The 14,163-nt window shown below is 62.2% G+C and carries 11 protein-coding genes and 1 pseudogene; 9 read left to right on the forward strand and 3 right to left on the reverse strand.

Features of this window, described 5'->3' with window-relative positions:
- Positions 1–225 precede the first annotated feature (225 nt).
- Positions 226–408 (forward strand): hypothetical protein, encoded by a 183-nt coding sequence (locus J7E82_RS09980; RefSeq protein ID WP_214862458.1) that lies wholly within the window; start codon positions 226–228, stop codon positions 406–408.
- Between the two features lie 1,553 nt (positions 409–1,961).
- Here the strand turns inward: J7E82_RS09980 and J7E82_RS09985 are convergent.
- On the reverse strand, positions 1,962–2,738 hold the full coding sequence (locus J7E82_RS09985; protein WP_214862459.1) for an SDR family NAD(P)-dependent oxidoreductase: 777 nt from the start codon (positions 2,736–2,738) through the stop codon (positions 1,962–1,964).
- Positions 2,739–2,769: 31 nt separating this feature from the next.
- Positions 2,770–3,594, reverse strand: a complete 825-nt coding sequence (locus J7E82_RS09990) for a sugar phosphate isomerase/epimerase (protein WP_214862485.1) — start codon at positions 3,592–3,594, stop codon at positions 2,770–2,772.
- A gap of 182 nt (positions 3,595–3,776) precedes the next feature.
- Here J7E82_RS09990 and J7E82_RS09995 point away from each other — a divergent pair, with 182 nt between their 5' ends.
- The 8 genes and pseudogenes from J7E82_RS09995 to J7E82_RS10030 all read left to right on the forward strand — a co-directional run bounded on the left by J7E82_RS09995 (position 3,777) and on the right by J7E82_RS10030 (position 13,208).
- Positions 3,777–5,132: an MFS transporter gene (locus J7E82_RS09995; protein ID WP_214862460.1), complete on the forward strand. Its 1,356-nt coding sequence runs from the start codon at positions 3,777–3,779 to the stop codon at positions 5,130–5,132.
- Positions 5,133–5,178: 46 nt separating this feature from the next.
- The gene (locus tag J7E82_RS10000) at positions 5,179–6,078 is read left to right on the forward strand and encodes a transketolase (protein WP_308113741.1); all 900 of its coding nucleotides are present in this window, start codon (positions 5,179–5,181) and stop codon (positions 6,076–6,078) included.
- Positions 6,075–7,067 carry a transketolase family protein gene (locus J7E82_RS10005; RefSeq protein WP_214862461.1) on the forward strand — a complete coding sequence of 331 codons (993 nt, stop codon included), beginning with the start codon at positions 6,075–6,077 and terminating at the stop codon, positions 7,065–7,067. The genes J7E82_RS10000 and J7E82_RS10005 overlap by 4 nt, the downstream gene beginning before the upstream one ends.
- 138 nt (positions 7,068–7,205) lie before the next feature.
- A complete protein-coding gene (locus J7E82_RS10010; protein WP_214862462.1) occupies positions 7,206–7,865 on the forward strand; it encodes a GntR family transcriptional regulator in 660 nt (219 codons plus the stop codon).
- Between the two features lie 82 nt (positions 7,866–7,947).
- Entirely contained in the window at positions 7,948–8,391 is a 444-nt protein-coding gene (locus J7E82_RS10015; RefSeq protein ID WP_214862463.1) for a hypothetical protein, read from the forward strand.
- Between the two features lie 60 nt (positions 8,392–8,451).
- Positions 8,452–8,937, forward strand: a complete 486-nt coding sequence (locus tag J7E82_RS10020; RefSeq protein ID WP_214862464.1) for a hypothetical protein — start codon at positions 8,452–8,454, stop codon at positions 8,935–8,937.
- A gap of 1,364 nt (positions 8,938–10,301) precedes the next feature.
- A complete protein-coding gene (locus J7E82_RS10025; protein ID WP_214862465.1) occupies positions 10,302–10,475 on the forward strand; it encodes a hypothetical protein in 174 nt (57 codons plus the stop codon).
- A gap of 576 nt (positions 10,476–11,051) precedes the next feature.
- Positions 11,052–13,208: pseudogene (locus J7E82_RS10030) on the forward strand (glycogen debranching N-terminal domain-containing protein).
- A 27-nt stretch (positions 13,209–13,235) separates the two neighbouring features.
- On the opposite strand, the gene pdxS reads toward J7E82_RS10030, so the two are convergent.
- A complete protein-coding gene (pdxS, locus tag J7E82_RS10035; RefSeq protein ID WP_214862466.1) occupies positions 13,236–14,150 on the reverse strand; it encodes a pyridoxal 5'-phosphate synthase lyase subunit PdxS in 915 nt (304 codons plus the stop codon).
- Positions 14,151–14,163: the final 13 nt, after the last annotated feature.

Here is a 14,163-nt window from a genome sequence, read left to right on the forward strand (position 1 = left end):
CTGGGCCAGGATCCCCGCCCATAACCACGTCCTGGAACGCTCACGCTGGCGCCGAAAACACCAACACCGGGCCCGAGAACACCACTACCGGGCCCGCGGATCAACCCGACAAACGCGACTGTAGTACTATGGGACGAAGCACTCCACAAAGCATTTCCCCACCTGCGTCGAACACCACGCGAACTAGAGCGTGCAGTAGAGGGTGTCTACCACCTAAGGAACCGGGTGGCCCACCTGGAACCCATCGTCAACAGCAATGTCCGTGCACAACTTACCAACATGCGAACAGTCATCGGCGCCATAGACCCGCAACTACTCTCCTGGTTCACAAGCACAGAACGCATCAGCCCCACACTCACGCTGCGCCCCTCCACCGCTTCTAAGGCCCGCAAGACAGAACACACTTGAACGACGCTGCCCCGGCACGTCCCAGGCCCAGAGGTCCTTGCCTTAACCGCTTGCCCGAGTTTCGAGCAGATTCACAGCAACAATGCGAACAACGCTGCCACTCCAAACATTGGCACCAAGCCCATGAAAGTGCCGTCCGACAGCACAAAAAGCAGACTTAAGTGTTGACACTGTCAACACTTAATTTGGCCGGACAAATGAAGCAAACGCGGTCCTGCTCTGCCCGACCGGAAGAAGGCCTCCGAGAATTTCCGCGTCAGTTCGCCAGGTCATGTCGTACCCGTAACTATGAACCATGAATAGGTGTTGGCCACCCACGGCCACCCCGACAGAACTGGAACGAGGAAGCGCATAACCCCAGTACAGAGCAGGCGGAGGGCCTACCAGCCAGGGCACTGAACCCGCTACCCACACACCTGAATAGGCTACCGCGGCGGCCAGGCCACAGCCCGCGAACGAACCCGTTAGAAGACGCGACCGCAAGCTTTGTCAACACGTCAAAGCAAAATCGCTCCTGACGAGGGAATACGTCGTGCCCGAGGTGGGACTCGAACCAGATTTCAGCCCCTGTAAATACTGGGAACTCCAGAAAACATCCCGAGTCCGAGCCAGTCCGGCCGATGTACGACCCAGTCCGAAGCGAAAAGTGTGTACATTGTACACGCCTTTCTTTTGCCCATTTTGCTGCACCATCCATGCGACTGCCCGCGTCTCTCGGGAGGCGCGGCAGTTTTACGTTCAGCCGAGATCCGGACCGGCGATCCCGCCAGCGCTTTGTAGACCCAGTAGCTGGCAGCGTATGTGTGGACTCTAAATGAATCACGATGGTTCTTCCTCCCTTCAGACATTTCATGGGCTGAAATGCGGGAGGTCGCGTGGCTGCACGCAGGGCAGTCTTGGCGGGAGTCTCGTGAAATGGCTGAACGCCGCGAGCCTGCGCCCGTGGCCCGCGGGAAATAACGGCGCTCTGATTGCGGCTGTCGCGATCCTCTCCTCGACTGCAGCGGTCGAAGCTGGCCGGATCACGCATTGTCCGCGCGATCGTAATCTCTCCATGAGTAGCCGACGGGGACGCACTTCATCTGCCTGCTTGGTGGACCCTTCTGTATTGGAGCTGCGAGGGTGAAATCGAGAGTTCGTAGCCTGCAGATTTTTCGATCATGATTCTTCGGTCATTTCCGTGGGCCGCTATCCAGGCGGTTTCACCGGATGGCGATGCGTCTTCCACGACGCCTGTCCGGAGGAATCGTCCGTCATGCCGGACATCGACGACGCCACCGACCAACCTATGCCATTCGGAAAAGGGATACGACCGTTCTAGGACGGCACCGTCCCGTCCTTGTATGAGGGTTTCGCGATGGCCAGGAACGTACTTCCGGAGGTTTGCGGGTTGCATTTTCTGTCTCAGCCTTTTGTGAAGTGGTCAGGGGCCAGACGACCGACACCAGCGCAGGGGCCGCCACGACGATCAGCCGTTTCCTCTTAAACGGCGACTATGCAGCGACCGTCAGAGCCACCCGGCTCAATGTGCGCCCCGCTGATTGGGAAGGCTTCTAATGCATGTGGCTTCCGCCGTTGATGTCGATCGTCGTGCCCGTGAGGTAGGCAGAGTCCTCCGAGGACAGGAACGTGATCACGGCGGCGATTTCTTCGGTGGTGGCGTTCCGGCCCACGGGAATGCTCGCGTTGATGGCGGCTTCCTGCTCCTCGGTGCTGCCCACGCGGATGTTGGTGTCCACGGCACCGGGAGTGATGGCGTTGACGGTCACGCCTGTGCTTCCGATTTCGCGGGCGAGGGCCTTGGTGAAGCCCAGGATCGCTGCCTTCGCGGCGGAGTAGGGAACCTTGCCGAAGACACCGCCGCCACGCTGCGCGGAAACTGAGGACATGTTGATGATCCGGCCCCAGCCGTTGGCGATCATGCCAGGCAGGAACGCCTTGGTGACCAGGTAAGTGCCGGTGGAGTTCACGGCCATGACCTTGTTCCACAGCTCCAGCGTGGTTTCCAGGAACGCAACGGGAGAAGTGATGCCTGCGATGTTGGCGAGGGCTCCGACTGCCGGAAGGGTACCGGCGCTCACCTCGGCCGCTACAGCCTTGTACGCGGCGTTGACGGAATCCTCGCTGGCGACGTCGATCTCGTGGCCGAAGGCAGGGACGGTGAACTCGCTGCCGATCTCCGCGGCGACCTTGGCGGACTTTTCGCCGTCGAGGTCCAGGATCACCACGGCCCAGCCTTCGTTGGCGTAGCGGCGGGCGGTGGTGATGCCGATGCCCCGGTCCGAGGTTGCTCCGGTGAGGACGGCGGTGCGCTGGATGGTAGTGGTCATGATGCTCCTTGTTTTTTTGATGTTGGCGTCTTCAGATGAGGTCGGTGATGAAGCTGGCAGCTTTGGCTGCGGCAGCCGGACGATCCTGATGGGTGATGTCCCGGGTTTCCAGTTCGAGGGAGAAGTGGCCGGTGTAGCCGTGCGCTGCAAGCGATCGCAGCCCGGCGGCGAAATCAGCCTGGCCGTTGCCGATGCTGAGGTGGATATTGCCTGGCACGGCGTCCCGCAGGTGGACGTGCGAAATTCGGCCTTTATGCCGTTCGACGTACTCGAGGGGATTCTCGCCGGCGGCCACGATGTGACTGAAGTCCATCACAATGCCGACCTTGGATCCCGCCAGTCGCCGGGCGAGGAGTTCTGCGCGTTCCAAGTTCCAGCAGAATCGGAGGAAGTGCAGGGATTCCGTCCAGAGTTCGACGCCGAACTCGGCAGCCCGCCGCCCGGCGTGGATCAACTGCGCCGCGATGGCGTCCAGATCCTCGTCAACGCTTCGGACCGGCTCGTGGCCCAAGGCACCGCAGGGAAGGACCAGCGCCTTCGCACCGATATTCGCGGTGAGGGTGAGTAGGGCATCAAGATGTCGATCGCGGGCAGCTTGCTGGCCGACGTCGAGCACTGCGTTGAGGTCTCCTATATCACCGTTGACGGAGCGCACCCGGAGTCCGAATGCAGCCACCTTGTCCGCCACCGCAGTGACGGCCTCCGCATCAGGTTCATAGGGTACGTGGTCACAGACCCCGGGAAGGGCTCCGAGGTCGAGCTCCTCAAAGCCCAAGCCGCCAAGCGTGTGCAGAGCCGTGGACAAAGCCTGGTGGCGGAAGCTGATGGATGAGCATCCGAGCCTGGAATGGAACATCGTCATTGATCCTCTTTTGAAAGTGATAACCACCACAGTACGAGGTCGAGTGTTAACCGTCAACTTATGAGGTTGAGTGTTGACACTGATCATGAGGCAGGTCACACTGAAACCATCTGTTGTTAACGGTCGACCGCGGGAAGCGCTAAAGCGCCTGTCGCATTTCGAAAGGTATTCACCAAATGAGCAATGAAGCTCTAACCATGCGCGGGCCGGTGCACGGCACCAAGGACGCCAAGCGGGTCGCCATCGGCTCCGGCGTCGGCGCCGTGATCGAAACCTATGACTTCATCGGTTTCGGCACAGCAGCTGCCCTGTACTTCGGCGCAGCGTTCTTCCCTACAGGGGATCCCGTCACGGGTACGCTTGCGGCCTTCGCGACCCTCGGCGTCGGTTTTGCCGCGCGACCTCTGGGCGGCATCATCGGCGGTCACCTCGGTGACAAGGTCGGCCGCAAGCCCGTCCTGGTCGCCTCCCTGATCCTCATGGGCGTTGCCACGTTCCTGATCGGCTTGCTTCCCACTTACAGCCAGGTGGGCTTGCTGGCGCCCGCGCTGCTGGTGTTCGTGCGGATCGTCCAGGGCCTGGCGTTCGGGGCTGAATGGGGCGGGGCCATCCTGATGAGCTACGAGCACGCCCCTTGGAAGTCGAAGGGCAAGTTCACCGGTATCGTGCAGGCCGGCTTCCCCGTGGGTCTGCTGCTGGCAAACCTCGTGTTCCTCGTCAGCGTAAACCTTGGTGGCGAACTCGCCTGGCGGATACCGTTCCTGGCCAGCATCGTCCTGGTGGGCGTCGGCCTCATCATCCGCTCCAAGGTCCCCGAGTCCCCCGTCTTCGACGAGGTCAAGGACAGCGGCGCCATCGTGAAGGCGCCCATCGTTGAGGTCATCAAGACCGACTGGCGCAACATCGTCCGGGGCATCGGCCTGCGTGTTGCCGAAACGGCCGGCTACGCCGTGTCCATCACGTACATGATTTCCTACCTGCACACCGAGCAGCTCGCCGACAAGAGCCAGACGCTCATCGCCCTTTGCATCGCTTCCGCCATCGGCATCTTCGCTACCGCTGCCTGGGCCCGCCTCACAGACAAGATCGGCCGCCGACCCGTCTACGTCTGGTCCTGCACCTTCGCCCTCCTGTTCGGCATCCCTATGTTCCTGCTGGTCAACACGGGCCTGTTCATATTCATCATCGCCACCATCGTCATCTCCTACGCCGTCTGCCAGAACTCCCTCGCAGGAGCACAGGGTCCGTGGTTCCCGGAGCTGTTCCAGGCTAAGACCCGTGCCTCGGGAGCCTCGCTGGCCTACCAGATCTCCGCCATGGTCTCCGGCTTCACCCCGTTCGTCACCACCTTGCTGTTCGTCAGCTTCGGCTGGGTTGGCCCCGCAGCGCTGTTCAGCATTTACGCGGCCATTGGTCTCTGGGCAGCCGTCGCCACGCGGGAAACCTGGGGCAGGCGGGAGCGTGAACTGGCTGATGAGGCCACGAAAAGTACTCCCGCCTCCGTAGCCGCCCAGCACCAGACCGCATCCTAGAGCGGCCCCCACGTCCTCGTACCGCCACAGCTTGAAAGGGAGAATCGTGATTCTCGCTCAGGAAACACAAACACCAAACCGAACACCGGACGACGCCGGGGAACGCCTTCAAAAGGTCAGTCGCGCCGCCTACCGGATCCGGCACCATGCCCTCACCATGGGGGAGGTCCAGGGCCAGGGGTACGTCGGGCAGGCTCTTGGAGCGGCGGACATGCTGGCCGCAGTGTATGCGGACCAACTGCGGTTCCGCGCAGACGACCCCGAATGGGAGGAACGGGACCGATTCCTGCTCTCCACAGGCCACTACGCCATCGGACACTACGCAGCCCTTGCCGAAGCCGGGATCATTCCAGTCAAGGAACTTGAGACGTACGGCTCAGACGACTCGCGCCTGCCGATGTCCGGGATGTCCACCTATACCCCAGGCATGGAAATCTCCGGCGGGTCCCTCGGCCACGGGCTGACCATCGCCGTCGGGATGGCCCTTGGCCTGCGCTACCAGGGCTCGACGGCGAGGATCTACAACTTCCTCTCAGACGGCGAACTGGACGAAGGCTCCACCTGGGAGGCAGCCATGGGCGCGCACCACCATCAGCTGGGCAACCTCACGGCGATGGTGGACATCAATGCCCTGCAGGCGGACGGCAGGACTGACACTGTGCTCCGCACCGAACCGGTCACCGAGAAGTGGGAGGCCTTCGGCTGGCACACGCAGCGGGTCGACGGGAATGACATGGCAGCCCTGCTGGCGGCGTTCGACAACGCAGCAAGTCAGGCGGCCGCCGTCGGACGTCCCTCCGTAATCCTGTGCGACACGAAGGTGGGCCGCGGCGTGCCGCTGCTGGAAGACCGAGAGAAGGCGCACTTCATGCGAATTGAGGAACACGAATGGCAGCTCTGCCGGCAGCAACTGACAGCAGGATTTGAAAGGACGGCCGGCAAATGAGCACCGCCATCGCACCCAAACTAAAAACATCGGCCATGATCGCGTCCTTCGCGGACCCCGGCCAGAAAACCGCATCCGCGCCGTTCGGCCACGCCCTGGTGAAGGCCGCGCAGGAAAACGACAGGATCGTCGGCCTGACCGCGGACCTGGGCAAATACACGGACATGCACATCTTCGCCCAGGCATTTCCCGAACGGTTCTTCCAGATGGGCATGGCTGAGCAACTGTTGTTCGGCGCCGCGGCAGGCTTGGCTGAGACCGGCCTGGTACCGTTCGCTTCCACCTACTCCGTGTTCGCTGCCCGCCGCGCCTACGACTTCCTGTGCCTGGACAGCGCCGAACCCAACCTCAACGTAAACATCGTGGGCGGGCTCCCTGGCCTCACCACCGGCTACGGGCCGAGCCATCAGGCCACCGAGGACATGGCGATCTTCCGCGGCATGCCGAACCTGACCATTGTGGACCCCTGCGATTCAGTGGACATCGAGCAGTCAGTCCCCCAGCTTGCCGCCAGCGATGGACCCACGTACCTGCGGCTACTCCGTGGCAACGTCCCCACTGTCCTTGACGAGTACGACTACACCTTCGAACTCGGCAAGGCAAAGGTCCTGCGCGGCGGCAACGACGTCGTGTTCATCTCCAGTGGCCTGATGACGATGCGCGCCCTGCAGGCTGCAAAGGCTCTGGAGGCACACAAGGTGGACGTCGCCGTCGTCCACGCCCCCACCATCAAGCCGTTCGACGCAGAAACGATTCTGGCCGAACTCAACACGGACCGGCTGGCCATTACTCTTGAGAATCACAGCGTGGTCGGAGGCCTATTTGAAACCGTTGCTTCGTCAATAGTCACGGCCGGGCTGGGTAAGCGGGTAGTGCCCGTGGCGCTGCCGGACGAGTTCCTGGATGCCGGCGCCCTTCCTACCCTGCACGAACGGTACGGCCTGTCCGTTGAGCGGATCGCGGCGAAGGTCCTGGCCGAACTCAGCTAGAGCCAGCGACACGAACAACACGAGAAGTGCGGAACCTGTACCTGCAGGTTCCGCACTTCTGACGTAGACTCAACAGTTAACACTCGTGCGCCAACGGTTGACATTGGGCATCGAATCCAACGACATAGGGGAAACACCATGGCCGCATCCGCCGTCACCCTCTTGGGGCTTGAAAAGAAGAGCCTTCGAGAGCAGGCGCTCTCCGCCTTGCGGACCGCCATCACCAGCGGGAAGCTGGCTCCCGGCCGGCACCTGGTGGAAAGCGAACTGTCCGAGATGCTGCAGATCAGCCGTGGCACACTCCGCGAAGCCCTTCGCCAGCTCGAGCAGGAAGGCCTCCTCTCGGCCGGCCCGCGCGGTCGACTGTCAGTCCGCAACCTTGATGCGAAGGAAATCAGGGACATCTATGCCGTCCGGGCTGCCCTGGAATCGCTGGCAGCACGCACGCTATGCGAACTCCCGGACCGAGCACACGTGATCGAATCACTGCACGAGGCAATTGACGCCATGGATGCAGCCTTGGAGGGATCGCTGGAGGACCGGGTCGAATCCGACATGGAATTCCACCGGAGCCTTTGCCAGCTCACCGGTAACGAAACGCTGCTTCACTCATGGAACTCCCTCGAAGGATCCATCAGGATGTCCATCATGTTCGCCGGACTGGAAAAGGGTGTCAGCAACATGAGTGTGGAGCGTCACCGCGATATCGTGACCGCCATAGAAACCGGTGACGCTTCCCTGGCGCGCAAGACCATCCGTGAACACCTGGACGCCGCAGCCGACAATCTGGTGGCGTAACGGTAGGCGAATAACTGCCCCGCTTGGCACACACCCTATAGGGTGGACGGCGCAAGGATCCAGCTTCGCGCGAGGGCTTGGCGTGGCCGAGTCCGCGGCGTTCAAGGATGCCTCCGGCAAGCTGCTCTTCACGGTGTTCATAAACGCGAGCACCTACGACTGCGGCTGGCCCGTCAAGCGCAACGTGGTCGAGTCAGGGGACGTCCCGGGCCTCGTTTCAGGCGGCTGGTCGCCGGTGTACCACTACGCCTTGTACGCCGAGGAACCGGCCGGCGGCTCGGGCCCGGGAACGATCTGCACGCTGGCCCTCGTCCGTGCCGTCCCGGTCGACGGCCCGGGCATGCTCCGAGGCCTGCCCGAGGGTGGCCCGATGCCCGCGGAGACGTGGACGGGACCCTACTTCATCGCCGTTGAGCTGGGCCCTGACGTCGAGAAGTGCGGGAGCGTGGCCGACGCGAAGGCCTGGTGGGCCTCGAGCGAGGGCCAGCAGATCAAGGCCGCAGTCGCATCACTCACAGCGGGCTGACAGGATCAGTTGTAAACAACGGGCGCCAGCATAGCCGGCGCCGAACGGATAGGACAGGCAATGATCAACCTCAATTCCATGGCGGTCCGGTCGGGGCCAAGCCCCCGATCCGTCCGGGTTGTCCCGGTGATCACCGGGGCGATCGCCGTAGTACTGCTGATCAACAATCTGCGTCCCGGCGCGAGCGGAAGCCTTCCGAATGTCAACATTCCCTGGCCGGGGGTGACGGAGGCGGCAGTGCTGATTCTGGCGCTCCTGCTCGCATGGGCCGGCCGGATCTGGGCCTACGCTGTAGTGGTCCTGACTCTGCTCTTCGTGATCGTGCACTCCTACTGGCTTGCCGTCAACGACCCCTGGATGGGCGGTCACGGCAACCCGCTCGAAGGGACAGCCGTGTTCTGGCGGACCGGGTTTGCCGCTGCGTTCGTCATTGCTGACATTCCCTCGCTGGCCGTGATCGTGGTTTTGACCTCCCACCTCCTCCGCGCTTTAAGGGCCCTGAGGCCGCGGCAGACACGCATCCCCGACGCTAGCGGAACCAGCTGAAGGCGAGTGGATGAATTGGGCTTATATCCTTAGCCACCCCCGTTGAGGCGGATGGCACGTAACGGAGACAGATCCAAGAGCAGCACACCGACAGGGCCGACAACTTAACTGAGAATGCTACGAGATCCGTACACTGACACGTCGAATGCGAAAACTGACATCTGGAACGAGAACGGACAATGTCAGGCACGAGGATGAATAACCCGACTAACGCCGGAACAACGAAACGTCCGATATCGGCCAGGGCGACCTGGAGGCTCGGCTGCTGACCTTGCTGCCCGGCGTCACTAACCATTGCCTGGGACGGAAACACAGTTCCATACGGTGACGTGCAGCGGCGCTCGAGATGCGAGGCCAAGGTCAGGGGCTGATCGGGCCGTTGTCACCCATTTACTGATGTTGGGGACGAAACACTTCGGGTCATCTGCACCGAGCAGAGCGTGGTGGAACACGATCGCATCCATCGGGCGGGTGTCCAGGAACAGCAGCGCCATAGACTCGGAGTGAACGATGGTGTATCTCTGGGACCCTTCCACCCAGGAAAGGATCCCGGTGTACTCCTGAAATCCAGCCCGTCACCGAGCATTCCCCCCTCCGAGAGGAGGTCGTAGGCAAGACCCCAAGCACGATCCATAAGGTCGTTGATCGCCGCTTCCACCGTTGGAACCGTCATATGCCCATAGTCCCACCGACCACCGTGCGGACCCACATCCCTTGCGTACATCGCGTGTCGCCAGCACGCCGCCAGAGACCGACCGAAATGGGCGTGCAAGCCGCTCCCCCAGTCCCCGGCAGCGGCGGCTCCAGGGTTTCCAACGACCCCGCCCCCACGTTGAGATTGCACATAAACAGCCCCGGTCATGTAGCACGCCGCCTGACCACATCACGAAGGCGTGACCGAGGAACCAGGAATACCGGCCAGGACCACCCCAAGAAAAGATCCCTGCCGCGCTAACTGGCTAGATGAGTAAGTCCTATTGCCGTTGCGGGGCGCGGGAGCTTTTAAAGTAGGGCGGAGAGTGTTAGCCGGGTTTGTGAACACTCAACTAAACACTCTCGTGACCACACTTTACGTCTATTTTGGTGACTGTCGGCCATTAGTCCTTTCGTACGGTGCTGGTGGGATTCGAGCGAACGGATCGTAGGGTCGGTAGGTGCCCGGGTGATCCATGAGAGCCTGCCTGATGGATCACCCTGCCGCGTTCCTTAGGTGGATGGCTGCCTGCCTAGGCCAGCCGTCAACCTTAGGGCACGACGGCGGGCCGGCGCCCAGCGCGCGATCAGGCCTTCCGCCTGACGTCGCGTCCGCCTTCGCGGGCTGAGTCTCAGTGGCCGTCGCGACGGCAGTTGCGCACTGAGTCGCGGTGGAGGTCGCGGTCCAGCCCGTGGCCGTCGGCGAGCTGCGCGAGCAGAAGGTCAAGCTGCGCGACCTGTTCGCCAGAAAGGGGTGCCAGAAGCTCCGCTTCATGCTGTTCGGCGGTCCCTCGCAGCTCACGCAGCGCCCGTTGGCCCGCCTCGGTGAGGTGTGGAGTTCGTAGTTCCGCCGGTCGATGCTGCTGCGAACCGATCTCGCGGTAGTGCCGTATCTGCAGCAGCGGCCGGGCTCCACTGTTCTGGTACTTGGCGGTGGAGCCAAATCCATTGGACTCTACGCCGCAGGCCTAACCGTGGCGCACGGGGCGTCCACCGCTGACTACCTTCACACCAGTTTGGCGCCAACCCGCACCGTGCGACCAGAAACAGGGCCGTGCCCAACCCGCAGGGTTACGACATTGTGGTGGAAGCATCCAGCAGGACCGCGGGCATCCGGACGGCCATCCGCGCAACGTTCCATGGGCCTGCGTTCCCCAGCCGCCTTTGCCGTCGCCAGTGGGCGTAAGTCCGCTCGATGCAAGTCGCGACCGCCTTCAAGCAGATCCAAAAAGTACTTCTTGCCTTGTCACGATCTGCCCGATCTCTTGCCGTGTTGCCCAGGAAACGTACGCGTCCGCGAACCGCTGGTGTCCGGGAAGAGACCGGCGTAGCGTCGATTGCACCACGAATTGCGGCGGCGGAAGGTCGTGCCGGATGGACCAGCCGCGGCCGCACGGTCTATTCCTTTTGAGGAGCCAGAAATGGTTGGTTGGAATGCCGATACGGCGGCCGGTCCCCTCGGGTCAGGGACGGTTACCTTGGTTGAAGGCTCGTCCTTCTGTATTTCCTCAGCTAACGGTGACATCCATCCTGGACTTCCACACGGGGTCTTTCACCGTGATACGCGCATCCTTTCCCGCTGTACGTTGACCATCAACGGCCAAGAGCTGGAGCCTTTAGCTGCCGAGACAAAGGAGCCTTACCGGGCACTGTTTGCCGGTCGCGTGCCGCGTTCTGATGGATACGCCGACAGCCCTCTGATCGTGGAGCGGCTGCGCGAAGTAGGGGCCGGGATCCTGGAGCAGATCACAATCTGGACTACTCGACGGAACCTGCTGAGTGCGCGGTGGCGCTGGCTGTTGAAGCGGATTTCGCCGATCTGTTTGAGGTAAAGGAGGCACGGGTCCAGCGGCACTGGGACGAGAGCCGGGAGCCGGACCGCGATTCATTGGTCATTCAGGCCAAGTGGCAAAACGTTCACAAGGGCGTCATCGTCACGGCCGAGGGCTCAAGCGCTACTGCCGAGGCCCTGACCTACCTGAAAACAGTGCAACCTTATGAAAACTGGAGCGCCCGTTTCAGTGTCGTCCCCACGTTTGAGGGCGCGCGCCCTATGACACCGTTCGTTCATCCGGCTCCCGGAGAGATGTCTCCTCGTGACCGACGCCGCCAGGAATGGGTGACGAGGATTCCGGCGCTCGAGATGGGTAATCGGTCCATTGAGCGGACCTTGAAGCGCAGCTACGACGACCTTGGGGCTCTCCGGATCGAGGACCCTGACCATCCGGAACGGGTCGTGGTCGCGGCAGGGGCACCGTGGTTCATGACACTTTTCGGACGTGACTCGCTGTGGGCTTCGGAGATGGCGCTACCGGTGGACCCGTCCTTGGCGCTGGGCACTCTGCAGACGTTGGCTGACCGGCAGGGGCGAGTGGTGGACAAAATGAGTGAGGAGGAACCCGGGCAAAATCCTTCACGAGGTTCGGTTTGACGCCTCAAGTGGATTGGCCTTGGGCGGCAAGTCTGCCTACTACGGCAGCGTCGACGCTACTCCGCTGTTTGTTGTCGTCCTCGGGTCCGTAAGCCGCTGGGGCTTCGCCAAAGAGACAATTGCAGCCCTGCTTCCCAATGCCGACCGCGCACTGGATTGGATCCGAGACTACGGAGACCGGGACGGAGACGGTTTTGTCGAGTATGAGCGGCTCAACGATCAAGGGCTCATAAATCAAGGGTGGAAGGATTCCTGGGACGGCATTAATTTCGCTGACGGCAGGATCGCCGAGCCTCCTCTTGCACTATGTGAGGTTCAGGCCTACGTCCACGGCGCATACATGGCCCGAGCCTGGGTGGGATACGATGCTGGCGACCTGGACCTGGCAGCCGACCTTCGCGACCGCGCCGCACGGCTCAAGCGCAGATTCAACGAACAATTCTGGCTCCCCGACAAGGGCTACTACGCCGTCGCTCTCGACCGAGACAAACGGCCCGTGGATGCCTGCGCATCCAATATGGGGCACTGCCTCTGGTTCGGGCTGATTGATGAGGACAAGGCACCGCTGGTTGCCGCACGCTTAATGTCTCCGGAGATGTTCAGCGGCTGGGGAGTACGCACTTTGGCTACTGACATGCGCGCATACAACCCGGCCAGCTACCACAACGGTTCAGTCTGGCCACATGACAACGCTCTTATTGCGGCCGGGCTGATGCGTTATGGATTCGTGGAACAGGCGCAATGGATAGCTACATCCCTCCTGGAGGCTGCCGAGTACTCGGGCGGGCGGCTCCCTGAACTGTTCTGCGGCTTCAGCCGCGAGAAATTCAACGGTCCCGTTCCCTACCCCGCCGCGTGCTCGCCCCAGGCCTGGGCAGCAACCACACCAATCCTTCTGGTCACAAGCCTCATGCGATACGACGCCCATATTTCGCTCGGTGGCCTATGGCTGAATCCGGCACTCCCAGCTTTATACGGCGACCTACACATCAGCAACGCTCCCATGGGCACAGGGCGGATCACGGTCGATATCCAGGGTTCGACATCAACCGTCCATGGACTGCCCGACGGAATCGAACTACACCGTGGACAGCGGCCGTGGATAACCGAACTCATAGAACAGGCGAGACTCCGTCCGCAGAACTAGAAGGGGAAGCGAGGCCGGAGCGTCGCTCTACCAGCCGCGCTCGGCGAGGCGGTGCGGCTGGGGGATGTCGTCCACGTTGATGCCCACCATGGCTTCACCCAGGCCGAGGGAGACCTTGGCGATCATGTCCGGGTCATCGAAGAAGGTGGTGGCCTTCACGACGGCGGCCGCACGCTGGGCCGGGTTGCCCGACTTGAAGATGCCCGAGCCAACGAACACGCCGTCCGCGCCAAGCTGCATCATCATGGCAGCGTCAGCCGGGGTTGCGATGCCACCGGCGGTGAACAGCACCACGGGAAGCTTGCCGGTGGCAGCGATTTCCTTGACCAGTTCGTAGGGAGCCTGCAGGTCCTTCGCGGCCACGTAGAGCTCATCCTCGGGCAGGGCGGAAAGCTTGGCGATCTCCGCCCGGATCGCACGCATGTGCCCCGTAGCGTTGGAGACATCTCCCGTGCCGGCCTCGCCCTTGGAACGGATCATCGCAGCGCCTTCGTTGATACGGCGCAGCGCCTCCCCCAAGTTCGTCGCACCGCATACAAAGGGAACCGTGAAGTTCCACTTATCGATGTGGTTCACATAGTCCGCGGGGGTCAGGACCTCCGACTCGTCAATGTAGTCCACGCCGAGGGACTGCAGGACCTGCGCCTCGACGAAGTGCCCGATACGTGCCTTGGCCATCACGGGAATGGACACGGCGTTGATGATCGCATCGATCATGTCCGGATCAGACATGCGGGACACGCCGCCCTGGGCGCGGATGTCCGCCGGAACACGCTCCAGCGCCATCACAGCAACCGCACCGGCGTCCTCGGCAATGCGGGCCTGTTCGACATTGACGACGTCCATGATCACGCCGCCCTTGAGCATCTCAGCCATGCCACGCTTCACACGGCTGCTGCCCGTGGCGGCGGTGGGTTCGTATGGGTGTGGTTTTCTGGTCATTTCTCGCTCCAAA

The organism is Arthrobacter sp. ISL-30, from assembly GCF_018613855.1.
GTDB lineage: Bacteria > Actinomycetota > Actinomycetes > Actinomycetales > Micrococcaceae > Arthrobacter.